This is a genomic window from Rickettsia australis str. Phillips (assembly GCF_000273745.1).
GTDB classification, from domain to species: Bacteria; Pseudomonadota; Alphaproteobacteria; order Rickettsiales; family Rickettsiaceae; genus Rickettsia; species Rickettsia australis.
Map to the genome: position 1 here is coordinate 14302 of NZ_AKVZ01000018.1, position 25613 is coordinate 39914.

The following is a 25613-nucleotide window of genomic DNA, read 5'->3' on the forward strand; positions in this document are numbered from 1 at the left end:
ATTCTGTATATCAGAATTTTTTAATTATTTTTCTGTATTGCCGCGTCGCTTCGCTCCTTGCAATGACGGTTCGGATATCCATGCAACAAGGTTGCGGCTAAAGGAGTGTAGCAATTTCAAGACTTTGGCACGAGATTGCTTCATCAAAATTTTCAATTTTTTCTTGCAATAACGACTGAAATACCCACGCAACAATGCCTATGCAGGAATGACATAAACACAAGGAACACCATAATGCTCATTACCAAGATTTTTAAAGACTATCGATTATTTGAAATATTTATGTTAGGAATAGTTAGCGGTATGCCGCTGGTTATAATTTTTTCTACTCTTTCGGTATGGTTAAAAGAATCCGGAATAGATATCGCTGTTATTACTACTTTTGCGGTTGCAAGATTATCATATTCATTAAAAGTATTTTGGGCGCCGTTAGTCGATAATTTAAAAATACCTTTTTTAAGTAGGTGGGGGCATCGAAAAAGTTGGCTTATATTATGTAGCTCTTTAATGGCTTTAGTACTAATTGCTATGAGTAAGGAAAATCCTGAAGTTTCTTTAACGTCTTTATATTTTTTGACTATAGTATTAGGATTTTTATCTAGCACGTTCGATATTGCCGTTGATGCGTTGCGTATCGATAAGTTTGATCAGGAAACACAAAGCATCGCTAGTGCAACTGCCGTATTCGGTTATCGAATCGGTATGCTTATTACAGGAGCAGGTGCTTTGTATCTTGCAGAAATAACCGAAAATAATTGGCAACTAACTTTTTTTGTTATAGCTATAATATTTGTCGTTGCAACGATATTTATAATAACCGTAAACGAAAAAGAACTAGTAAGAGAAACAGTTAATATTACTTCTATTACTTCATGGATTGCTACAGTAATGAATCCTTTCAAGGATTTTTTCAAAAGAGAATTTGCCGTAACTATTTTACTTGCTGTAATATTTTTTAAATTAGGCGATGCCATGCTTGGAGCGGTTGCTTCACCGTTTTATATAGAGCTTGGTTATACAAAAGGCGAAATAGCAATAATAGCTAAACTTTACGGATTAATTGCGACATTAGTCGGCGGTTTTGCCGGTGGTATTGTAATGTATAGAGTGGGGAATTTTAAAGGTTTGATTATTACCGGTATTGCCCAAAGCTTAACGCATTTTGCATTTATTTGGCTTAATCATCAGCCTTCTTCTTTTGAAGCTTTATTAATTGCTATTACTATAGAGAATTTTGCTGCTGCTATGGGGGCTACCGCTTTAGTCGGATATATAGGTAATTTATGTAATACAAAATATTCTGCAACACAATATGCTTTACTTAGTAGTGCAAGTAGTGTATGCAACAATACTGTCACTATTTATGCCGGAAAACTTGTAAATATGATGGGGTGGGATGGTTTTTTCATCTTTACTATAATTTTAGCCTTGCCTGCTTTGTTGATATTAATGTATCTTAATAAAAAGGTTAATGTGTAGTAAGTTTTGTTTTTAACGTCATTGTGAAGAAATTTACAATAGTAATATTGACGAAGCAATCTCAGGAGTTTGTTATTATTTCATGAGATTGCCACATCGTTTCGCTCCTCGCAATGACGAAATCTATATTTATTGAGCAATGGTGAAAAATCCCGCTTGATTTAATTTGAATAATATTTTATTTAAAATGTTTAGTAAGTTTTTATTACCTTATATTTTTATTGCAGCATTTTTTTTTGCTCCAATAAGCGAAGCGAAGAAAGCTATAAAAAATACCCCTAAACCTCCTGTTCAAACTAGTTTAGTAATTGATGCAAAAAGTGGTAAAGTGCTGCAGGCTCATAATTCACAAATTCGGGTTTATCCTGCTTCTTTAACTAAGCTAATGACTCTGTACTTAATGTTTGAAGCAATCGAAGCCGGCAAGTTATCTTTAGATAAAAAATTACTTGTCTCACAGAAAGCTTCAAAAATGCCGCCCTGTAAGCTTGGTTTAAAGGCAGGAGAGACTATAACCGTTAGAGAGGCAATTAACGGATTAATCATAAAATCTGCTAATGATGCTGCCGTAACTGTTGCTGAGGGGATGAAAGGTTCTGAGAAAGCTTTTGCTCATTTAATGAATGTTAAAGCTAAACAGCTCGGCATGAAAAATACCTATTTTAAAAATGCTTCAGGCTGGCATGACCCATTGCAGCTAACTACCGCAAGAGATATGGCTAAACTTACTATGGCTTTGAAAAAAGATTATCCTAAATATTATCCGCTCTTTTCTAAAACCAGTTTTGTATTTCGTGGAAACATAGTAAACGGACATAATATGGTTACTAAAAATTATCAAGGTGCAGAAGGTATGAAAACAGGTTTTCATATACCGGCAGGTTATAATTTAGTAACTACTGCTTCTAGGAACGGTAAATCATTGATTGCCGTTGTTACAGGAGGCAAAAGTGCTGCATCTCGTGATCAAAAAATGATGGGGCTACTAGATAAGCATTTTAATATTAAGCCTATAGTCCCTAAACCTTCAATCAAACTTGCCTCTAATAATAAATCTACTACAAAAGCTAAATCAAAAATAATAAAGAAAAAGAATATACGTAGTTGATATGTATCGTTATTGCCCGCGTGGATCAATTTCACATCTGTCATCCTGTGGCTTAACCACGGGATCCAGTAAAATACTAAAATTACTAGTATTTGTTTATTATTTTTATGGACCCCGTGGTTCAGACACAGTGTGTTCTACCGGTCCACGCAACAATGCCTTTCAATACCATAAAGTAGTCGTGGCAACCTCATGAGGTTAATACAAAAACTCCTAGGATTACTTCGTCGAAACTTAAGTTTCTCCTCTCAATGACGTTAAAAATTGAGTCATGAAACAACGCCTACGACTCCCACAATGCCGATAATATTCATTCATCTGGATTTACGGCCAGCTTATATTTTAGATTTACGAGTTTTATATGACAATTAACACTACATTTAGTGTTTTTTGTAACTTTAGTAGATGAAGATTTTTTAGAGTGTTTAGCTAAAGTTTTACTTTGTAGTTTTTTTAGATTAATATTTTTTAGAAATTTCTCAGTTTCATTAGGTAAATATTCTATTTTTACTTTAGTGATACCTTGATTTTTAAATGCTAAAATTTCAGCCGCTTTTTGAGAAACATCTATTATACGATTTTGCTTAAAAGGACCTCTATCATTAACCATTAAAATTACTGATTTATTATTGGCTTTGTTGGTAACTTTAACTAAGCAAGGAAGCGGAAGAGTTTTATGTGCGGCAGTTAATAGATTTCTATTAAATCTATCACCGTTAGCTGTTTTTTTACCGTGAAAACCATCTTTATGTCCACCGTACCATGAAGCATAACCTGTTTCGGTAAAAGATTTAGGACTGTGAGGTTTGTAAGTCTTTCCTTTTATTTTATAATTTGTGCCAACTTTATAATGTCCTTTATAAGTGAGATTATGAGGATCATCCTTTGATAATTCTTTGTAAGAATATTTGCAGGAGTAAGGTAATCTTTTTGAGGTATTACAACCGCTTAGACTAAAAATCAATAAAAAAATCAATACAATAAGTTTATGGCTTCGTATCATCATCATGTTTATTAAAATAATAAATTATTTTAGCATAACACACAACTTTTTCAACACCTTTTATTTTTGATGCAATAGAAGCAAGCTTTTCTAGCTCTTCTTCTGATCTTGCAACTCCAAATAAATAAACAATATTATCTATAGTTAGAATAGTATAATTAGCAAATTTAATGTCTTTTCTGACTAAGTTTTTAGCTTTAATTTGTGTAGTTATCATACTATCTTTAGTATATTGGGCTAAGTCAAAATGATTACTATTTTTATTTACTTTCAACTCATTAATAACTTCTTGTACTCCTTTTTGATTCCAAGCAATTTCTACGGCTTTTAACGCATCAGATTCGTTTTGAATATTTCCTGTTAATAATACTCTTCTTTGTGATACTTCGACCTTTATTTTAGCACCTAAATCTCTAAAATTATTTTTTACTAAATCAGCTTTAATACCGGCAGAAATCCTTGAATCATTTAATGTTTCAGATATTGGTTGATCTTTTGAGGCAACAATGCCGGTAGTAGTTGCTGCAGTAAAAATAGCAGGTAAACAAGCAGATAAACTAAAAGAAAGAGCTATAAAAATTAGAACTCGTAACATCATGATAATAGTGCCATACGATTTTTCAAAAGATTGTATTTGTTTAAGAATTAACTATTTGTTTATGTCATTCCCTATAGTACCGGACCTTGTTGTATGGATACCGAGTCGTCATTGCGAGCGACTGAAAGGAGCGCGGCAATCCAGTACTTTAAAGCCTTTTAAGCTTTATTTGAAGGAAATCTTAATCTTAAATACTTCTTTAAAGCTCGACTTATCTCGCTTTACCCTAGATTCCCGCCTACGCGGGGGAATGACATAAAGTAAAAATAGTAAGATATTATATCTTACTATCCGGTAATTTATTCTTTAATAAAAGAGGTAATTGCAGTAAAATAAATATAAAAGTAATAGGTATTACACCGAATACTTTGAATTTTACCCATGTTTCATCTGAGAAATTACGCCAAACTATTTCATTAACTACAGCCATAAAAAAGAAAAAAGCCGCTGTTCTATAGCTTAAAGTTATCCAGCTTTCTTCTTTAAGACGTACTATACTTTCTAAAGCATATTTGATAAAAGGATTTTTTCTTATACCGCTCATGAGAAATATTATTCCAAAAATAACATATAATATAGTAGGTTTGATTTTTATATACATTGAATCACCGCTAATTAAAGTAATGCTGCCCGAAACTAATAAAACAGTCGTAGAAATAATAGAAAGCTTGGATACTTTCTTATCGATAACATAACAAACGGTAATACAAATAACAGAGGTAATAAGCATATAAAGAGTAGCATTTTGTATACCGCCTCCATAAAAAAAGCCTGCAAAAAATGCTATTACCGGACCAATTTCTGATAAAAGTTTTAACATATTTAATTTAATTGTTCTCTTTGATAAAATTAATTTGATTCATTTTTGTGTACTGATATTAAGTTATTTTTGGAATATCTTAATTTTAATTTGTATGAAAATATTTATCAGTAATATAGTAGTAAAATAGGCAAGTACTTGTAGCCCGTTAGGTCTTGCAATATAACCGGTAACAATATGTAAGATTTTACCTATTATACTTCTATCTGCTACTAACCATGAACTATCCCAAAGTTGATCGGATAAAAACATAACTAGACCGGAAGAGGTTAAAATACCTGCAGCACTTGCTGCAAATCCGCCTGCTATTAGCATTAATAATACAGTAGAGATTTTAAAAATATATTTTTGATTAGCAATCTTAATTAAACCGAAATATATTACTAAACCAAGTAAGAAGCCACTTGTAGCACCTATTATCACTCCTTGTAAGTAAATACTGCTTGATATTGTTTCAACTGAAGATATGCTATATACTAAAATAATAATTTCTGCACCTTCTCGTAATATAGTAGTAGCAACTAAAAGAACTAACATGAAATAACTGGCGTTACCTTCATGAATTTTTACTGATAAGTCGTTTATATGTTGCTTTACTTTTATACCATAACCTTGCATCCATATTATTGTCCAGCTAATCAAAATTGTTATTAGTATCATAATGCCGGAATCGAATAACTCGTCACCTATTCCGCCAAAAGATAAAGATAATTTACGGGTAAAAAATGCAAAAATTGAAGCAAATACTACTCCAAGCATTACTCCGGCAATAATATAAAGACGAGATTTTTCTATTTGTTTTGTTACGGCAAGTATTACACCAAGTAATAAGGATATTTCTAAACATTCACGAAACACTACTAAAGCAATTTTAAACATATTTTTTATCTAATCATTAACAATTATAATACCATGAGCCGTATCTTGATGAAAATCCCCAAAAATTTCATATTTTCCGGGTTTAAGCGGTGCAAGTATAATATTTATTGACTCATTTGGCATAACTATTTTTTCACGATGTAAATCATGACTTTCAAACTCTTCTACAGTATCATCTTCATTATGAACAATTAACCTTATCTTAGTAGATTTTGGTACTTCAACTATATTCGGAACAAATTTATGATCTTTTATAGTTATCTTTACTTCTAATATATTATCATTTGTTTTATTATCGGAACTTTTATTTGTAGAGATATAAATAATTACTGCTAAAAATATCAAACCTACTAGTACAATAATATTTTTGTTTTTTTAATAATTTCCATACTAAACTCCTAGTGTAATTAAAGTTTAAAGTAAGATTCTTATATACTAATTTGATTTGAGTTTTAAATTTGTAATAATTACAAAATTTATCTTGCAATTTTTATTAATGCTATAAGATATACAATTATTATCATTATGACAAGGATAGATAATAAAATATAATTTTTTTGTTTTTTATTATCCGATATTTTAGTTTGTTTCATATTTATTTAATTTTGTTTAAAATCATTAAGTTCAAGTAAAAGATATTCATTTATCGGTAATAATTCATGAGAAATAATTTTATTTATATTAGAACCTAAGGCTTTAAAAGTTTTTCCTTCTGCAATAATACTGCGTGTTCCAACCGTTACTTTACCTTGCAAAGCGTAAGAAAAAATTAAAGGATATGTAATATCGCCAATTTTCATCTCTATTTGTTGTCCTTTTGCTTTAGAATCATATAGTATTTTACCGTTTGATAAGCGAGTAATTTTAGCATTAAAGCTTACTTTTTCACCACATAATAAAGGAACACGATAAGCTATTTCATCATCATAAATTTTTACTTCATTATTTTTGACAAAATTTTGCGGTAATATGGATTTTAAAATTACATTAACTTTATAATTATAAGCATCATTGAAGATAATATTATTACTATTATTAACGGCATATTTTGCCGGAATAATAGCTTCTCGTGCTTCTCCTACCATCATACCGATTATTACATTATCTAAGCCAAGCATTACAGGAGCAGAGCCTAAAGTAAAAGTTTTAGTATCTTCAGATATTAAAGTATTGCTCATATCTGATATTTGATAAAATACGGTAACTACATGTCCGCAAGAAGCGGGACCGATATTACCGCTACCGAGCGTATGAATTTTGAACAGTGTTTTTACTAAATCCTTACGTACTTCAATAGTGTAATCATTAGGATTAATAGGTCCATTTAACGGTTGTAAAATATTTTCCAAAAATGCTTTCCCTTCTTCGGTTTTAAGAGCATTTATTACTATTTTTGAAACCGTACGTTCAAATAAATTACCGTTTAATGAAATAGATGGCTCATTATTTATACTAGTTTGGTTTTCATCGGTAGATGAATTATTTGAAGCCATTTGCTCTATAGTTGTAGGATTATTGTTGTCGGGAGATATTTTTAACTTTACTATATTGTAAAGTATTAGGATTACAATGATTAAAGATAAAAATTTCTGCATATATACTCATTATAATTTAAAAAATTGGCTGTAGCTATTTCAGAAAGCTCAATACAAGCAAATTTTACAGGACTCGCCTTTACTCACGTATTATTATACGCTTCGCTCCGAGGACTTTATACTCCTTGCTCTTTTCTAAATTAAACTTCGTCTATCTACTCTGTCATTGATCAGGAGTATATGTTTTAGTACAACAAAGTTTACTATAACAATCAATTACTTAATAATCAAATGAGAATAAAAATAATTTGATTAATAAAAATAATTGATTTAAATTTAGATGCAGAATTTTATAAATATAGTGGTGAAAAGTGAAAAAATTTATAGTTTGTTTTTTATGTTTATGGACATTAAACATATTTGCTACTTCTAAAACTTACCCTAATAAGCTTAATCGTTGTAAAATTACTGGAAATATATTTAATGATTATGAACCGAAAGTTTTTGAGACTACTAATAATTTATTACGTAAAACAGGAAGATTATCAAAATTTTACGGTGAAAGGATATTAATTAAAGGAAAAATATTAGATCAAAATTGTGTGCCTGTTGCAGATGCTAAAGTTTATTTATGGCAAGTAGGAAGCGGAGGCAAGTACCCTTATGAACCTTTAAAAACTAGAGTTGATAAAAGAAGATTTACAAGTAAAAGCGATTCAAGCTTTACCGGTTCCGGTATTGCTACTACTAATAATAAAGGAGAATATTATTTCATTAGTATGTTGCCTTATAAATCTTCTCGTTATTTTAGAAGTGCAAACATAAGAATAGAGCATCCCAGTCTTACTACTCTTGAAACACGCTTAGACTTATCTGATAAAAATATGTGTGATAATGAGTGCGGTGAAGTAAATCCAATATTGATCGCACCGCAAGAAAATATGCCGTCTTATTGTTTTGATTTAGTATTACAAGGTACGACGCTTAAGAGGTATTAGAAAAGTAATATGTAATGTCCTCGCTCTTGTGTCATTCCTGCGAAAGCAGGAATCCAGTAAAGCCTATAAAAACAAGTTTTTATAGGCTTATTTTATCAAGTATGTAATTATTATGGATTCCTGCTTTCGCAGGAATGACATATAGGTTTTTTGGGGATGACATCATGCGGTGCTTCTAAAGGCTTTTTGATACCACAACTACATAATGTAAGTGCTAATACGAATAAATAAAATGTCTTCATTACTATAAATTATTATATGACATTAAGAAATTATAATAAATATCTTATATATATTATAGTGTTTTTATTATCTATAATAATTTTTATTCCTAAAATTCATGCTAAGCTCTATGAGAAGCCTAAGGATAAATTAGAATTTTTAAGAGGTGCAAGCGTTCCTGATAATATAATTTTTTTTGATGAAGAAAAAAATCAATATTCTCTTGATCAGTTTGAAGGAAAGACTATATTGTTAGTGTTTTGGGCCACTTGGAGTGCTTCTTGTGTCAAAGAAATTCCTGACCTTGATACGTTACAAAAAGATTTTAGGAAATTACCTTTTTCAGTAATTCCGATTTCAGAAGATTATCAAGACATAAAAGTTGTTAAAGAATATTTTAAAAGTTATCAAATAAGATATTTGCCGATTTATCATGATTATAGAAATGAATTATTTAAAGCCTTAGGGGTTGTTAGTTTACCGACTAGTATATTAATAGACCCAAACGGCAAAATCGTAACTAGCTTTGTTGGCAATACAAATTGGTATGACGAAAAAGTTAGAGATACTATTTTATCTGCCATTCCCGGAAATTATCCTGAACCTAAAAATAGTTATAACGAACAATATCTGAATAAACCGGCTAAGCCTTTGCCGCCAATAAAAAAGGATATAATTAAAAACGAGCAAAATAATGAATGAAGTAAATAAATCAACTATGGCGAATGCAGAATTTGATCAGATAATAACCAAACGGCAGATAAGTAAATTAGATCAATTATTTGCTTCGGTTTTTGGTGATTCTAAAGAAGTGATTGCCGTGTTACGCCTTAGCGGTGTTATAGGTAAAGTAAGTGCTATGCAATCGGGACTTACTTTAGAATCATTAAATGAACTAATAGAAAAAGCTTTTAAAATAAAGAAATTAAAAGCATTATGTTTAATTATTAATTCTCCTGGCGGTTCTCCGGTACAATCTGAACTTATTGCGAAACGTATTCGTGACCTTGCTAAAGAAAATAAAATAAAAATATATAGTTTTATTGAAGATATGGCGGCTTCAGGCGGATATTGGATTGCTTGCAGCGGTGACTGGATATATGCTTCTTATAGTTCGGTTATAGGTAGTATTGGAGTAGTGTCAAGCGGATTCGGTTTCCATGAAGCGATTAATAAACTTGGAATAGAGCGTAGAGTTTATACGGAAGGAAAAAATAAAGCAATTTTAGATCCTTTTAAACCTATTAATAAAGAGGACCTTAAAATTATCAAAGATTTGCAAAAGCAGGTTTACGAGCATTTTGTAGAATATGTAAAAACAAGAAGAGTAGGGAAGTTAACACAGCAAGACGAGATTCTATTTAACGGTGAATTTTGGGCAGGACAAACTGCTCTTGATTACGGTTTAATTGACGGCATAGGTGATATGTATAGCATAATGAAAGAAAAATTCGGCGATAATATTAAGTTTCAATATCTGTGTGCTAAACAGCCTTGGCTTAAAAAGAAACTTGGTATGGGAAGTAAGATATTAACTGATAATCTTGCTAATTCTTTAATTGATGTGATAGAAAATAAAATTATTAACGATAAATTTGATATAAAATAAATATACTAAGATAGAACTTGAAAAATTGGCGACAATGTCTTTGTAAGTTCTCGGATGCTCACGTACTTTTGTACGCTCTGCTCCTCGGCATGCAAACTCCTTGCTCTTTTCCAAGTTGATCTTCGTATATCAACTCTTCACTTATGAGAAGTATTATGAATATAACGCAGGTTAAAATTAAGAAATTAGAAAATTTTTCAGGTAGTTTGCCGGAATATGCTACAGAGCATAGTGCGGGGATGGATTTAATAGCCGCAAATGAGCAACCTATAACAATAAAAGCAGGTGAAATACAGCTAATTCCAACCGGCATCGCTATAGCATTACCTGACTCATTTGAAGCACAGATAAGACCTCGTTCGGGTCTTGCCGTTAAACACGGTATTACGGTTGCTAATTCACCTGGTACTATTGATGCAGATTATAGAGGCGAAATAAAGGTGATTCTTATTAATCTTGGTAAAGAAGATTTCGCTATAGAAAAAGGGATGCGAATTGCTCAGATGATAATATCCAAGTACGAACGTATATTATGGGAAGAAAGTAGTAGCCTCACGGAAACGATGCGTGGTAGCGGTGGCTTTGGTTCTACGGGTGTTTAAGGATTTTAAAAACGTTATTGCAAGTGGGTATTGTCCTAATCGTCATTGCAAGCAGCCGTAGGGAGCGTGGCAATCTAGAAAAAGATTTAAAAAAATTCTGCAAATTAGAATTTTTAACTGGATTGCTTCGTCGAATTACTACGTAATTCTTCTCGCAATGACGGAAAATCGGTCCACGCAACAAGATCTCTTAGCAATGACGACTCCAGTATCCATGCAACAAATCATACACTTATGAAAATCATAATAAAATTATTAATTGCTATATTTTTGTTAGCTTTGAACTGGATCCCGTGGTCAAGCCATGGGATGACAACTGGGGTAAATTCTGATTATGTAGATAATGTTAAGCAAGTTTTTACATATATCGATCAAAAAAATTGGTCACAAGCTGAAGATTTAGCTCTAGAGGTAAATAGTAAAGTTTTAACAAAAATTGTACTTTCTCAGAAATATTTAGATAATAAATATTCAGATAATAGTTTTGAACATGTAATAAGATTTTTACGCAATAACCCGGATTGGCCTCAAAACAAGCTGCTTGAAGAAAGAGCGGAAGAATATCTAAATAATAATACAAATAAAAAAGTAATTTTTGATTGGTTTAGTAAACATCATCCTATTACAGGCAAAGGTTATAAATTTTATGCGGCAGCTGCAAGTAGTTTAATCAAAGATCAGAAGATATTACTACCTATTATTAAAGAGGCTTGGGTATATGCCAATTTCACTCCTGAAGAAGAAAATGTATATTACAATAAGTGGTATAAATATTTAACTGCAAATGATCATTTAGAGCGGATAGAAGAGCATTTATGGAAAAATGATATTAGGTCTGCCGAGCAATCCCTGAAATATGTAGATCAAGGTTATCGTAATTCCTTTAAAGCACAAATTGCGATTATAGGTAAATCACCAAATGCTGAAAAGCTTTTTAAAAATGTTCCTGAAAAATACTATACTTCCGGTTTGTTATATCGTTATTTAGATTCTAAAAAGACGCAAAAACTGACAAGTGAAGATGTTTCTTTATTTAAGAAGGCTAAAAATAACCGTAAACATTTTGCAAAATGGTGTCGCATTCAGTCCTATTATGCTCGTGAATTCATCGATTACAAAGATTTTGCAAATAGTTATAGAATGGCAACGATGCCCTTTGCTACTTGTCCTGAAACTATAAGAGAGCAGGAATGGCTTGCGGGTTGGCTTTCTTTAAGCTTTTTAAAAAAGCCTGATCAAGCATTAGTACATTTTAATAAGTTGATTAAAGTTGTTAAAACCCCAATTAGTTTAGCACGTGGATTTTATTGGCTCGGTCGTACTTATGAAGCAAAAGGCGATAAGCAAACGGCTAGAAAATTTTACGAGCAGGCAGCCAAATATTCTTTTACCTTTTACGGACAGGTAGCAAATGTTGAATTAAATAGAACAAAATTAGTTTTACCTCCTATTCCTGTAATAACTTCTGAAACAAGGAAGAATATCGAGAATAAAGAGATTATCAAAGTAATAAGGTTACTGGTTAAATATAATAAGAATAATTTAGCCATGATATATTCCAAAGCAGCGATTAAAAACACTAAAAATCCTGCAGAAATTCAAATAATTATGAATATTATTAAAGCAAATAATAATACTAACCATATGGTTGAGGTGGCAAAAATTGCTGCCCAAAATCATGCTTTTATTCCAGATTGTGCTTTTCCAACGCCTTATAATCTAGGAGATTTGCCTATCCCACCTCATTTAACTTATGGAATAATTAGACAAGAATCGGTCTTTGACCATAGGGCCGTGAGTTATGCAAATGCCATGGGGCTGATGCAGCTTATTAAGGGTACTGCTTGTGATACCGCAAAATCTATAAATATGAAATGTAGTGTAGCAGATTTAACTAGGAATCCGGTATATAATATCAAGCTTGGTTCGCATTATTTCAAAAAATTATTAGATGATCATAAAGGTTCGTATATTCTGTCTATTGCCTCTTATAATGCAGGGAGTCATAAGGTAGTAAAATGGATCGATAGATTCGGTGATCCAAGGGATATAAAAGATACAAGAAAGGTTGTTGACTGGATAGAACTTATACCTTATCGAGAAACAAGAGATTACGTTCAAAGAGTACTTGAAAATGTTCAAATTTATAGGGTAATCTTAAATAAGAATAATAACTTGTACTTTAAGAGTGACTTACATGCTTGCGATATAACAAAAAATTAATCTTTATTAGTGTTTTATTTTGACATATAGTAATACATAAGTATAATGTGGAAACTAATTAACAATATGAATTAAGGAGGAGAGTATGAAAAAATTAGAGCAACACCTTAAGAAACAGCGTAATGATAACGATGCTCAAGTAAAGAAATATAAAAAAGATCTTGATGTAATAGGCATTAGATATGACCATAAATTTGCACATGTTGAAGTTCCAAATCATGCTACCGGCGGGTTTGAATATTTTAAATGGGATTGGATAACAAGCACTACGGGTAGTCATCCAGAAATAGTACAAATATTTAAGAAAATAGTAAGCACTCTGAAAGAAGCTAAAAATGACCCAGCCCAGTATGAAAACTTAGTATCTAACTTGGATGCTAGTACCAGAAATGCACTTGATGTTAATATTAAGAAGCATAATATTACTGTACCGACATCAGACATTAATAAGGTAATATCAGAAATATTATCAGGAATGCAAGCATGGCTAGATACAAAAAGTCATATCCCTCTAGAACTTAAGCAAAAATTCTTAGAGTTAGGTTCTAATAATTTAGAAGAGTTTATAGAAAGTGCTTTTAATAAATTTAACAATAAATGGATAGTTAAAGAATTTATTGATAATGCTTTTGTACCACCTAGAGAGGAAAGTAACAAATATCTAGCTGGTATTGGTTGTGATTCAGCTGAGCAGCTATGGACTAAAATGGGAAATCTTAGAATAAGCGATGATTCAAATAAAGCTACAACCTCTCAGGCTTCATCAGAGAGTATAAATTCTAGTGACTTTAAAGGTAACACGTCAGATGAAGATTCCGATGATATAGAGGTTATATCACAATTACTAGCATCTAAAGTAACGCTTAATAATGGTAAAAAAATTGATGTTAAGAAAATTATAGACGCAATATATAACCTACAAGATTTAGATTTTTATTTAAGGAAGTTAACTCCTGCAATCAATCAGCTTGTGAAAAAAGAAATAGCATTAAAGTTAGCTTACGATTTTTTTAATGATTCTAAAGAGTTAAATGAAGTACGCTCTATATCGGAAGCATTAGGTATTAAAGAGGAGTTTAATACTTACAGCAATTTTAGCCTTGAGGAGCTAAAAGATGAAGAAGTTAATATTACTGGTGGAGATTATTCGTATTTAGAATAATTGCTTTCCTCTGTCATGCCGTGGTTTATCCACGGTACCTAGCACAAATAAAATAAAGACTAGATGCCGTGGATAAACCACGGCATGACAGAGTAGGTTTACCTGTGCATAACAATACCTATCAATGATATTCATGATTCTTAAAAATTTATCTTTACTAATAATATTATTCTTTTCAATATCAGTTTTTTCTGCTGCTACTAACCTAAAAAATATCCATATTACTGTTGTTGCTCCAGCAACAGGTGCTGATAATAAGACTTTATCGGATTTAAAAAATATTAATGGATTAAATTTACAAATTCCTTCTAAGTGTTTTTCTAAAGGTAAGCTACCCTTTCTTGCAAGTAGCGATGAAGTAAGATTTAATTGCCTGCGGGATGCCTTATTTGATGAGTCTGATAATATAGTATGGAGTTTACGAGGTGGTTATGGCTCTGCTAGAATAATTCCAGGTTTACTAAAGCTATCAAAACCAAATAAAGAAAAACTCTTTATAGGATATAGCGATATAACGGCTTTACATCTTTTTCTATCACAAGAATGGGGATGGAAAACTATTCACGGTAGTAATATAGCTGACTTATTAAAAACTGATAAAGATCAAAGTAATTTTACCAAGCTTGCTGAAATATTAAAAGGTAAGGTAAAGCAGGTTAATATAGAGAACTTAGTACCTCTTAACAATATAGCAAAATTAAGTGATCTTGTTAACGGCAAACTAACAGGCGGTAACTTAACTATGGTGCAAACTAGTATAGGAACGAGTTGGCAAATAAAGACCAAAGGCAAAATTCTTTTCTTAGAAGATGTGAATGTAGCTCCTTTTAGATTAGATCGTGAGCTTTTACACTTAAAGCAAGCAGGGTTACTTGAGGATGTTAAAGCTATAATATTTGGTTCATTTGGTAAAGATCTTGACGCCACAATGTTAGTGCTTCGTAATTTTGCGGATAATTTAAATATTCCGGTATTTAAAACAAATAGATTCGGTCATGAAAAAATTAATGATCCGATTATTTATAATACGGATAGTAAGATTATCATGGGGAATAATAAAGGATTTAAGTTAGTTATGGGATTGTAAGATTCATTGTGAGCAGTACCTAATCTGTATTGCGAGCGACCGTGGGGAGCGCGTGGCAATCTGAGGACTTTGGTACAAGATTGCAATGACGGCTGTTATAATTAACTCTGCCTAATCAAATGTAAATAATCATTATATCTTGATAAATTCAAATCATAAGAAAAAGACTTATTTGTAATGTAATATTCAAGTAGTCGTATTAATCCTGCTTTATGTTTATTTAAAGTCTCGATGCTTAAAGCTATTTCCGTTGTTTGTACATAAGGTTCGGTACTTGTTATTTTCACGTAGGCGATACTGATTTCTGGATTCCCCTTGTTTGGTCTTGTTGTATGGCTCACTTCAACCTCTATCATCCCGCGACTCGATCGCGGGATCCAGTCTTTTTTAATTTTTTTGTGGACCCCGTGGTCAAGCCATGAGGTGACATCGAAGGTTATAAATCCGTTTTCTAGTAACATCAAACTTTCGATAATAAGTTGCGGAGATAGCCCAAGCTCTATTGCTTTCTTAGTCGGAATAGTACCAGTTTTATAATCCATTATAGTTATATTGTTGGATTTACTTATTTCAATTCGGTCAGCTATACCGATTATTTTTATATCTTGACCTGCAATATTTAGTCGTAATTCCCCTTTAGTTTCAAAATAGATTTCTTTGCAGTTTTTTCGGCGTTCTATATCAAATAAAATAAAAGCTTTACTGAAAGCCGTGAGTTTTATTTGCCAAGTCTTTTTTGTGTACGTTGGTAAGATAGTGCCGTATAAAATATGATTACCGATATTTATTAAAGCAGCTTGTTTATCAAGCAAATTTAAATTAACATATTGTTTATCGTAATTTTTAGAATATTCCTCTAAAACTTTATGAATAAAATTACCAAAATCCGATATTTTAGGTTCTTCCCATATATTATCTTTTTGACGTAGTCCAAGGATTTTTTTAGCATAAAAACCGTATGGGTTTCTTATTAATGTTTCTATGTCGGTTACTGATAAGACGCTTGGGAAAGAGATGCTTTGTGCTGTGGGTCTATTGTCATACCGTGGCTTGACCACGGTATCTATTATTTTGTGGATCCCGCGATCAAGTCGCGGGATGACATAATAGGGTATAGGGACGACATTCTGTAACCTCAAAAATAAATTACTCAGCACTGACAACTTCCCATCATATTTTTTAGCGTTTAGTATAATTACTTGTTTATTTTGTAGAAACAAATTGAAATAATCTGAATATAGAGTAGGGGCGATTTCATTGTAATCTATATTTAGTATCTGTAAGGCTTTTTTGCTAAGCCATGGGTGAGCTTTAGCGGTAGGTGTCCAGTTTTCATTATTAAAATGCGGTAATATAATTAAGTCGAATGCACATAATGCTAAATCTTCAGGCCCTCCTATAGTAATATTAGTAGAGTCAGTATTTTTATAATATTTGATATTAGAGAGTAAAAAAGAAAAAATTTTAGGAAAATCCTTTTTATCAGTTGAATTTATATATTTGCTATATGCAGTTAAATTTGTTAAAAACTCAGCTAGTTCTGCTCCTCCTTCTTTTTCCCAAATATTAGGCAAAAGTTTTTCAGCTATTTCTTTAGTTAAGGTCAGAATATCTAGTATATTACGTGGGTTATCGGTAAATAAAATCTCTATTAAGTTACGACAATATTCTTTTGTATCCTCGTTATCAAATTGTAATTGCAATAAATATTGAGGTGAGGATATAAAGCGGTTTTTATTAGATAGCATTAACTCTAACTTATGCACAGCGTCATTCACAAAGCTTGATATTGTACGCTCCGCAGACTTACTCTTAAATTCATCTTGTCTGAAGTTTTCTGAATTTAGCTGTGTAGGATTACTGATTAAAGGATTTTTAAGTAATAAAAATAGGAGTTTTAAATCAAAATTATTACATAATATTTTAATAATGGAAGTTAGTAATTCACTTATATTAGTAAGCCTTAAGTCATTACCTAGTAGATCTTCGTATCTGTCTAAAAAATTGCAATATACTCTTTTAAGTTTATTATTATTTGTAATGATTGCTATTCGTTTATCTTTATTACGGCTACATATATAAGCTATTTGTTTAGCCTCTTCATAAATGTCATTAGGCTCATAATAAGATATACCATCGCTAATCTGCTTGGATGCTGGATTATAGTGAATTATGTAATTCTTTAATTCTTCTTCAAATCTTTTTAAAAAAACATTAGGCTTGAACATTCCGACGAGTATTATTTTCTTATTCCTATTCTTTATCCTTATTATTTCTTCGTGTAATAGCTTCAATTTATAAGCTGCTTTAGTTTGTTTTTGAGTAAATGATATTTCTTCTTGCCATCTTAAAAAGCAATATTCTAGAAATTTATAAATCTTTTGCCAATATTTAGAATTGTTATAGACTTCAATTAATTTTATATCGACATTATTGATTATAAGATCATTAAACAATTTTCTTAGAATTTCTGCAGCTTTTAATGATTCATTTTTATTACATTGTAAGTCTTTATATTCTGTAATTATTTTTGATATAATAAGAAGTTCTTCTATTTTAGATACATAATCCGAATCGGTTTTTTTTGAAATAAGAGAATTAAAAGGAATAATGATAGGTAATTTGATTTTATATTTATCGGCCAAAATTTTCCTTAATTCTAGGCATGAGAAATTATTAGGCAATATTATTTGAACTTCTGTACCTTTCTCTAATTTATCAATGATATACTCAGCAAAGCTTTTCAAAAAAGAATAATCAGCAGTCATAAATAATGTTTTTTACGGTAATATAGCAGATCCAAGGTCTGAAACAAATCTTATTTAAAACGATAATATAGTACAATAAATAATATTTGATTATTAGTTTCTTATTGAGTATCTTAAAATATATTAATTTCAATTTTATAAATAAGGTATCATATGAAAATTTTTATTATATTATTTACTATTATAGTCTCTATAACATCACGAGCTTGTGCTAATAATTGAAACTCACATATAGCGTATTGTGATAACATACAAGTAGAACAACAAGAAGATTTGATAATACAAAAATTGGTTAAACTATTTGCAGCTGAAATGAATTGTAATTAGCGGCTGTTTACAACAATGGGATGTGCAAGATAATCGAGTAAAATATTCAATTACTTGATAAGAACAATGTAGACCTGTAATTTATGGTCAGTATCAACTTGGAGACAATGGTAGAGGTTCTACTTTCGTATGTGAATGTTCTAAAAATTCCGTATGTTGTTGGCCGCTTAGATATGAATATAATAAAGTGTTTGTAATATGTTCATCTCATTATGTTGAAAACTAATATTTACTTACTAGCTTTTACGAATTCCTTAAATAATTCTAAATCTACTCCATTATCGTTAAGATATTCAGGATGCCATTGAACGCCGATAACAAATTTATGTTTCGTTGATTCAATGGCTTCAATTATACTGTCTTCTGCTTTTGCAGATACGATAAGATAATTACCAAGTTGTTTAACAGCCTGGTGATGAGTCGAATTAACCATAGTTTGTAGCTGATTATTAGCTATTTTAGCAAGTTTAGTATTTGCTTCTATACTAATTGCATGTGAAACTATATTTTTAGGTGAAGGTTGTGTATGGTTAATTATAGTTTCAATATAATCAGGAATATGTTTAATAAGCGTACCATTAAAAATAACGTTTAATAACTGCATACCTCGGCATATTCCTAAAACCGGAATATCTCTCTCTAAGGCTTTCTTTAAAACTAATATCTCAAAATTATCACGTTCTTCATTAGAAATTACTGCATCTTCGGCGTATTCCGGCTCATAAAATTTAGGATGTATGTCTTCATCACCGCCTGGAATTACAATACCGTCAACAAATTCCATAAGCTGATTTATTGTATCAGTTTGATAAGGTAATAATAGTGGTACACCACCGGCTGCAATAATTGCATCGGTATAGTTTTTTCGCAAGGCATACCATGGAAAAGCAGCGTAAGTATATTTTTCACAATTTTGAGCTAAATCAGGTGTAACACCTATTATCGGTTTCTTTTGCATTTTGGTATCGTTTTATTATTTTTCTTTCAGCTATGTCATTAAGTTGTCATTGCGAGCAGTTGTAGACTGCGTGGCAATCTCGTGAAATAATAACAAACTCTTGAGATTGCTGCGTCGTTGCTAACGCAACTTCTCGCAATGACGATTTGGCATCCACCAAAATCACTATTACCCCTCAATATGCGGTGGTGTTTCAAAAGTATGGAACGGCGGTGGTGAGGTAAGCGTCCACTCAAGCGTATTAGCACCGTCACCCCAAGGATTTGCCGGACAATTTTTGCCGTATTTTAGCGTATAGAAAACGATAAATACAAAATAAAGAGCTGCCGCCATAGAGATACCTGCTCCTATGGATGAAACCATATTCCAGCCAGCGAAAGCTTCAGGGTAGTCCGGTATTCTTCTTGGCATGCCCGCAAGACCTAAGAAATGCTGCGGGAAGAAAGTTAAATTAACACCAATAAATGTAATCCAAAAATGGATTTTGCCTAAAATTTCTGGATATTGTTTACCAAATATTTTTCCAAACCAATAATAAAAGCCTGCAAATGCCGTAAATAAAGCACCGAGCGACATCGTATAATGGAAATGTGCGACAACATAATATGTATCGTGCAGAACTCTATCAAGTGCCGAATTTGATAGTATTATACCGGTTACGCCGCCAATCGTGAATAATATAATAAATCCTATCGAAAATAACATAGGAGTTGGGAATGTAATAGAACCGCCCCACATAGTTGCTATCCAGCTAAATATTTTAATGCCTGTCGGAACTGCTATAATCATCGTTCCGGCAGTGAAATATATAAGTGCATTATAAGAAAGCCCAACAGTAAACATATGGTGAGCCCATACGATAAAGCCGACGAAACCGATTATTACCATAGCTCCGACCATACCTTGATAACCGAATATAGGTTTGCGTGAAAAAGTTGAAATAACCTGACTTACTATACCAAAGCCTGGAAGTATTACGATATATACTTCAGGATGACCGAAAAACCAAAATAGATGCTGAAATAATACAGGATCACCGCCGCCTTCAGGCTTAAAGAAAGTGGTGCCAAAGTTACGATCGGTAAGGAGCATAGTGATAGCCCCGCCAAGCACCGGCATAGCTAAGATTATCAGAAATGCAGTTACTAAGATAGACCAAACAAATAAAGGCATCTTGAAAAGGCCCATGCCTGGAGCTCTCATATTAAAGATAGTAACAATTAAGTTAATTGATCCGAGGATTGATGATAGACCTGTTAAATGTAAGCTGAAAATAGCCATATCGACTGCTGCCCCTGGGTGACCGCTCAAATTACTTAAAGGAGGGTAGAGCGTCCAGCCCGTTCCCGGTCCGCCGTCAACAAAAGCCGAACCCATCAGTAAGAGAAAAGCAGGAACTAGTAGCCAAAAACTGATATTGTTAAGGCGTGGAAATGCCATATCGGGAGCCCCTATTAATAGAGGTACAAAATAGTTACCAAAACCACCAAACAAAGCCGGCATAATCATAAAGAATACCATAATAACCGCATGTGCTGTGATAAGCACGTTATATAGCTGGAAATCATGATTTAAGAAAGTGCCGCCGGGCATTGCAAGCTCTAACCTAAATAGAAGAGAAAATAACCCTCCGACAATCCCGGCAAAAACGGCAAATATGATATACATAATGCCGATATCTTTGTGATTGGTAGAAAAAAGCCATCGCCTCCAACCGTGTGGGATGTGGTGGCCATCGTGATAAATTTCGGTAGTAGTTATATCCATAATTATTATTTTGCCTGTTTTAATTTTTCACTTTGTTTGTTCTTGTATGCAATGATGTCATTGTTGTTTGGTGCTGAAAAAGTGCTATGTGTTATTCCTGCAACAGTAAGAATCTAGGCTTTTCTTTGTCATGCTAAACAAGTTTGCCTTATCTCTCTCTTAATTAGTAGATACTGAAATAAATTCAAGATGACTATAAATTCTTCTGGATTCACGTTTTCACGGGAATGACATAAAAAATATTGTATTATTTTCCTTAAAAATCAGGAATGTTATACTTAATCTTTTTCCTTTTAAGGTTATTTAAGTGTAATTTTAGTATTTTCTCGAGTTTCATTTGATCTTTTGGTTTATTGTTAGTTATTACGTAATTTACAAATGTTGATACTATTAAATGAACATAAGAATTTTTTTAAAAATGTAATTGCTTTCATACGTAATTTCGGTATTACAATTGCTATATACTGCAAAAGTGATTCAGCATATAGATATTCACATTTTGTTCCCATTCCCATAGAATAACTTATATATTTTCTGGTCAAAGGTCACACGTTCTTAAACTCTATTTTTCTGAACCTAAAGACTATATAGGTAAGTCCTTTAAAAGCTGCTATATTTATTTACTAATTTTCATTTTTTCTAAGAAAATATAAACAAACTTCTAAAGCTTCCTGATAATTTAAAGAGTTTTGACAGAAGCTTAAAATAAACGCTTTTTTTCTTCTTCATTATTTAAAGAATAGATTAAACCTTTATCAGTAAACTTTTTTAATTTTTTACCAGTAAAAAAATCAACTTCATTTTTAATATATGCTAAATAAATTTTTCTTTTTAGTCTTGGTACACAACTCTCAATATCACAGCATAAATCAAGAGTTTCTAGATAAATGCATTTATTACTGCTTTTCAAGTTTTCAAATAATAATGGTAATATTAAACCCTCTTTAATATTAATAAAATCTACGTACTAAAAAACCTAAAGCTTGAATTGCTGCAGCTTGCGATAATTCTTCCGGATTTCTTAAATTTTTAGCAACACAACCTATTGCATCATCATAATCTGCATAACGCCCTACATCTATAAGATAAAAAAAGTTTTGCCCACTCAGGCCAATCAGCTACATCATGATTATTTACTCTTCTTCACTTATTATCATATAATTAGTTAGCCGCCAATTTTGGATTCTCGCCATTCATAGTCGTCTTGTTCTTGCTTGCAATCCAATTATCGAAATCCTCTTTGCTTACTACTTCTATAGCAATCGGCATGAAGCCGTGATTGATGCCGCATAGTTCGGAGCATTGTCCGTAATATACGCCTTTTTTTGCCACTCTTGTCCAGGTTTCGTTTATTCTGCCTGGGACTGCGTCTATTTTAAAACCAAGTGACGGAACGGCAAAACTATGTATTACATCACCTGCGGTAATGAGAAATCTTACGGTAGCATTTTCAGGGATAATAATTCGATTATCAACATCCAATAATCGTTTCTGGTCAGGTTTTAGATTTTCATCAGAGATCATTACGCTATCAAATTCTAAATTATCATGATCAGGATATATATAATGCCAATACCATTGATAACCTACTACTTTAATAGTTAAATCTGTTTCGGGTATTTGTTCAGCATGACGCAATATTCTAAAAGACGGTACTGCAATAATAACTAAAATTATAATAGGTATTACAGTCCAAATTATTTCTATTAAAACATTATGTGAAAATTTTGCCGGTACAGGGTTATTTTTTGCATTAAATCTGATACATACAAAACCAAGTAATCCAGCAACAAATAAAACAATAGCTGTTGAGATATAAAGCAGAAAATTATGAAAATGATGTAATTCCTCCATAATCGGACTTGCCGGAGGCTGGAACGTTACTTGCCAAGGTAACGGCTCGGAGGCAAAGCAATTACTACTAACAATCACAAAATAAATTAAAGCAATAGACATCTTCCCAAACTTCGCTTCTAGAGGTAATTTAGACGTCGAATCTAGACTCGAATCCTCACATATGTCTATAGTGGCAAGCACTTCCGTGTCTCCTTTAAATTCCTCTCTATAAGCCGGTTTGGAAAGATGTCTAATAATGTTTTTCATAGCACATAAAAGTTATTTCTATATATAATATAAATGTATATACAGTTTTATTAAAGTAAAAATCGATAAATTTTTGTAAAAACTACATATTTTTAATAATCTTTGAGCTAGAAAGTGTACCTATATTAGGATGTTGTAGTAAGTCAATAACTTCTATTACTTTCGCATTTATTAATTTTGCTTGATTTTGTTTATTTATTAACTGAGGATCGTGCTTTGTTACAGCGATTACAGAAGGACAAATATCTTGTACTAATCGGGCGTAATCATTAAAGTCTTTTAGTGTAGGCAATATAAGTACTTTATCAACAAATGTGAAAGAACTTAAAATTTTTGCTCGTTGTAATTGATTATGTATAGGTTGACGTTTTTTATATTTAATAATTGTTTCGTCAGGCTCTAAAGCGACTATTAAGTATTTAGCTTGTTTTTTAGCTTTGCGTAGAAATTCTATATGACCGTAGTGTAATACATCAAAACAACCGCCTACTAGAACTATTTCACTATTTATAGGGCAGTTTTTATTTAAAGAAATATCCTCATAATATTCTATTTTGGGCGGTTTGATAGTATTATGGTTAGATGAACAGGATATAAGATTTATAAAAATTAATAAAAATAAGAAAAGTCTAGGCATAATCCTTCTAATATAAGTTCATGACTAATATAAGTTAACGAAGATTAACTTATATAAAAAATTTAATTTTAATCAAAAAAACTAATAAAGCAGAAATAAAACAAAATTTTACAATTGTCTATTGTAATTTGTTTGTATATAATTCATATTATTATTAGTAATGAAAAATTGATTCAAATAATCTTCAGAGCAATTTTAATGAATGATACCGCACTATCTTATGATTTTAATGGCATATTACCATCCTCTTTTATTAGTGCACGTCTTAGGAAAATCCTCATCTCTTCGTCCTTATTATTATTTATAGGATTAGTTTTTTTCGTCTCTTTTGCTGTTAATAATTATGTTAACAACACATTATCCATAACTTTAGTACGACCTGATAGTGGTGAAGAAGAAACAATTTCATTTAAAGAAGTAGTAGTAAAAAAAGGCGATACTATAAAGTCAATTTTAATAGAACAACATATCCCTAAAGATGAAATAGAAAAAATTGTAAGTTTAATAAAAGAGGGGAAATTATCCTCTGCTCTTAAAATAGGGCAACAAATTACTTTTGAATATGAAACAAAAATTACTGAAAACGAGCATGAAGATTTAACCTCAGAGGTAACATTCTTAAATAAAATCATTATAATTGTTGATAAGCACAAGACTATTGAAGTAATAAGAGAAAACGATAATTTCAACGTTGAAGAAATTATAGTACCTTTAACTAAAAAAATTGCTAAAGCATCGGTAAATATTGAATCAAATTTTATGTCAGCTCTTAAAAAACTGGGTTTATCAAATAATAGCATAATAGAGCTGATTAATGCTTATGCCTATCAAATCGATTTTCAACGTCAAATAAAAAGTGGTGATACCGCAACCGTAATAATGGAACAATACGTAACGGAAGACGGTAAATTTTCTCACCACGGTAAAATCCTGTATGTTTCATTAAATCTTTCAGGAAAAGAATATAATATATATCGTTATTCCCATGACAATAATACAAATAATTATGCATTTTTTTCCGAAGATGGTAAAAGCGTAAAAAGAAGCTTACTTAAAACCCCGCTAAAAGTTATAAAAGTTTCTTCACATTATGGTAATAGAAAACATCCGATACTCGGTTATACTAAAATGCATAAGGGAGTTGACTTTTCAGCTCCAACCGGTACGCCTATATATTCCGCAGGAAACGGAGTTATAACGGAGATAGGTTGGAAGTCGGGTTATGGAAAATTTATTCAGATAAAACATAGTGGTACGTTATCTACTGCTTATGCTCATGCTTCAAACTTTGCAAAAAATTTAAAAGTGGGAAGCATAGTAAAACAGGGGCAGGTTATAGCATATGTTGGGAGTACCGGTAGAGCTAGAGGACCACATTTGCATTATGAAGTTAAAATTGACGGCAAACATGTTAATCCTATGTCGGTTAAAACAACACCTGGTGTAGAATTAAACGGAAGAAATTTAGAGAAATTCAAACAATTTAAAAAAGAAATAAAAACTTTAAATGTTAAGCTTGATAAGGAGTTGTAAACTGATAAAGCATCAGAGGTTTCATTAGGATAGCCGTCATTACGAGCGACTGAAGGCGTTGTTGTATGGATAGTTTTGTGTCATTCCCGGCGTGGCATTATTGCGTGGATCGGTTTTCTATTGTCATCCCGCGACTTGAAAGCGGGATCCAGTTAAAATACTAAAATTATTAGTATTTTTATTGTTTTTTGAATA

The 25613-nt window shown here is 31.7% G+C and carries 21 protein-coding genes and 1 pseudogene; 10 read left to right on the forward strand and 12 right to left on the reverse strand.

Going from position 1 to position 25613, the window contains the following annotated elements; genetic code table 11:
• The first annotated feature begins 234 nt into the window (after positions 1 to 234).
• Both A452_RS0102470 and A452_RS0102475 read left to right on the forward strand, forming a co-directional pair.
• Entirely contained in the window at positions 235 to 1479 is a 1245-nt protein-coding gene (locus A452_RS0102470) for an AmpG family muropeptide MFS transporter (protein ID WP_014412843.1), read from the forward strand.
• 187 nt (positions 1480 to 1666) lie between these two features.
• Positions 1667 to 2587 carry a D-alanyl-D-alanine carboxypeptidase family protein gene (locus A452_RS0102475; RefSeq protein ID WP_025999553.1) on the forward strand — a complete coding sequence of 307 codons (921 nt, stop codon included), beginning with the start codon at positions 1667 to 1669 and terminating at the stop codon, positions 2585 to 2587.
• Positions 2588 to 2897: 310 nt separating this feature from the next.
• On the opposite strand, the gene A452_RS0102480 is transcribed toward A452_RS0102475, so the two are convergent.
• The 6 genes and pseudogenes from A452_RS0102480 to A452_RS0102510 form a co-directional block, all read right to left on the reverse strand.
• Positions 2898 to 3551: a septal ring lytic transglycosylase RlpA family protein gene (locus A452_RS0102480; protein ID WP_231289951.1), complete on the reverse strand. Its 654-nt coding sequence runs from the start codon at positions 3549 to 3551 to the stop codon at positions 2898 to 2900.
• Between the two features lie 22 nt (positions 3552 to 3573).
• A complete protein-coding gene (locus tag A452_RS0102485) occupies positions 3574 to 4188 on the reverse strand; it encodes a BON domain-containing protein (protein WP_017208511.1) in 615 nt (204 codons plus the stop codon).
• Between the two features lie 277 nt (positions 4189 to 4465).
• Positions 4466 to 5008 carry a septation protein A gene (locus A452_RS0102490; protein WP_014412839.1) on the reverse strand — a complete coding sequence of 181 codons (543 nt, stop codon included), beginning with the start codon at positions 5006 to 5008 and terminating at the stop codon, positions 4466 to 4468.
• Between the two features lie 29 nt (positions 5009 to 5037).
• Positions 5038 to 5887 (reverse strand): annotated as a pseudogene (locus A452_RS0102495) (FTR1 family protein).
• Between the two features lie 9 nt (positions 5888 to 5896).
• Entirely contained in the window at positions 5897 to 6250 is a 354-nt protein-coding gene (locus A452_RS0102500) for a cupredoxin domain-containing protein (RefSeq protein ID WP_050949543.1), read from the reverse strand.
• A gap of 236 nt (positions 6251 to 6486) precedes the next feature.
• Complete coding sequence (locus A452_RS0102510) at positions 6487 to 7482, reverse strand: FKBP-type peptidyl-prolyl cis-trans isomerase (RefSeq protein ID WP_014412836.1); 996 nt, start codon at positions 7480 to 7482, stop codon at positions 6487 to 6489.
• A gap of 311 nt (positions 7483 to 7793) precedes the next feature.
• Between A452_RS0102510 and A452_RS0102515 the strand changes: the two genes are divergently transcribed.
• The 7 genes from A452_RS0102515 to A452_RS0102545 all read left to right on the forward strand — a co-directional run bounded on the left by A452_RS0102515 (position 7794) and on the right by A452_RS0102545 (position 15325).
• Complete coding sequence (locus A452_RS0102515) at positions 7794 to 8420, forward strand: dioxygenase family protein (protein ID WP_014412835.1); 627 nt, start codon at positions 7794 to 7796, stop codon at positions 8418 to 8420.
• Between the two features lie 258 nt (positions 8421 to 8678).
• The gene (locus tag A452_RS0102520; RefSeq protein WP_014412834.1) at positions 8679 to 9344 is read left to right on the forward strand and encodes a TlpA disulfide reductase family protein; all 666 of its coding nucleotides are present in this window, start codon (positions 8679 to 8681) and stop codon (positions 9342 to 9344) included.
• Positions 9337 to 10251, forward strand: a complete 915-nt coding sequence (locus tag A452_RS0102525) for a S49 family peptidase (protein ID WP_014412833.1) — start codon at positions 9337 to 9339, stop codon at positions 10249 to 10251. Before A452_RS0102520 ends, A452_RS0102525 begins: the two co-directional genes overlap by 8 nt.
• A 155-nt stretch (positions 10252 to 10406) precedes the next feature.
• The gene (gene dut, locus A452_RS0102530; RefSeq protein WP_014412832.1) at positions 10407 to 10853 is read left to right on the forward strand and encodes a dUTP diphosphatase; all 447 of its coding nucleotides are present in this window, start codon (positions 10407 to 10409) and stop codon (positions 10851 to 10853) included.
• 234 nt (positions 10854 to 11087) lie between these two features.
• Positions 11088 to 13076 (forward strand): lytic transglycosylase domain-containing protein, encoded by a 1989-nt coding sequence (locus A452_RS0102535; protein ID WP_014412831.1) that lies wholly within the window; start codon positions 11088 to 11090, stop codon positions 13074 to 13076.
• An 85-nt stretch (positions 13077 to 13161) separates the two neighbouring features.
• Positions 13162 to 14238: a hypothetical protein gene (locus A452_RS0102540; protein WP_014412830.1), complete on the forward strand. Its 1077-nt coding sequence runs from the start codon at positions 13162 to 13164 to the stop codon at positions 14236 to 14238.
• A gap of 133 nt (positions 14239 to 14371) precedes the next feature.
• Complete coding sequence (locus tag A452_RS0102545; RefSeq protein WP_014412829.1) at positions 14372 to 15325, forward strand: LD-carboxypeptidase; 954 nt, start codon at positions 14372 to 14374, stop codon at positions 15323 to 15325.
• Positions 15326 to 15426: 101 nt separating this feature from the next.
• Here the strand turns inward: A452_RS0102545 and A452_RS0102550 are convergent, their stop codons facing one another.
• From A452_RS0102550 to A452_RS0102575, 6 genes are all read right to left on the reverse strand, one after another.
• Positions 15427 to 18093 (reverse strand): PD-(D/E)XK nuclease family protein, encoded by a 2667-nt coding sequence (locus tag A452_RS0102550; protein ID WP_014412828.1) that lies wholly within the window; start codon positions 18091 to 18093, stop codon positions 15427 to 15429.
• Positions 18094 to 18649: 556 nt separating this feature from the next.
• The gene (locus A452_RS0102555; protein WP_014412827.1) at positions 18650 to 19378 is read right to left on the reverse strand and encodes a gamma-glutamyl-gamma-aminobutyrate hydrolase family protein; all 729 of its coding nucleotides are present in this window, start codon (positions 19376 to 19378) and stop codon (positions 18650 to 18652) included.
• 168 nt (positions 19379 to 19546) lie between these two features.
• On the reverse strand, positions 19547 to 21145 hold the full coding sequence (ctaD, locus tag A452_RS0102560; RefSeq protein ID WP_014412826.1) for a cytochrome c oxidase subunit I: 1599 nt from the start codon (positions 21143 to 21145) through the stop codon (positions 19547 to 19549).
• A gap of 700 nt (positions 21146 to 21845) precedes the next feature.
• A complete protein-coding gene (locus A452_RS0102565) occupies positions 21846 to 22055 on the reverse strand; it encodes a hypothetical protein (protein WP_014412825.1) in 210 nt (69 codons plus the stop codon).
• Between the two features lie 251 nt (positions 22056 to 22306).
• Complete coding sequence (gene coxB / locus A452_RS0102570) at positions 22307 to 23248, reverse strand: cytochrome c oxidase subunit II (protein ID WP_014412824.1); 942 nt, start codon at positions 23246 to 23248, stop codon at positions 22307 to 22309.
• Positions 23249 to 23330: 82 nt separating this feature from the next.
• Positions 23331 to 23843 carry an adenylyltransferase/cytidyltransferase family protein gene (locus A452_RS0102575; protein WP_331270659.1) on the reverse strand — a complete coding sequence of 171 codons (513 nt, stop codon included), beginning with the start codon at positions 23841 to 23843 and terminating at the stop codon, positions 23331 to 23333.
• Positions 23844 to 24083: 240 nt separating this feature from the next.
• On the opposite strand from A452_RS0102575, the gene A452_RS0102580 reads away from it, so the two are divergent.
• On the forward strand, positions 24084 to 25418 hold the full coding sequence (locus A452_RS0102580) for a M23 family metallopeptidase (RefSeq protein WP_014412822.1): 1335 nt from the start codon (positions 24084 to 24086) through the stop codon (positions 25416 to 25418).
• Positions 25419 to 25613 lie beyond the last annotated feature (195 nt).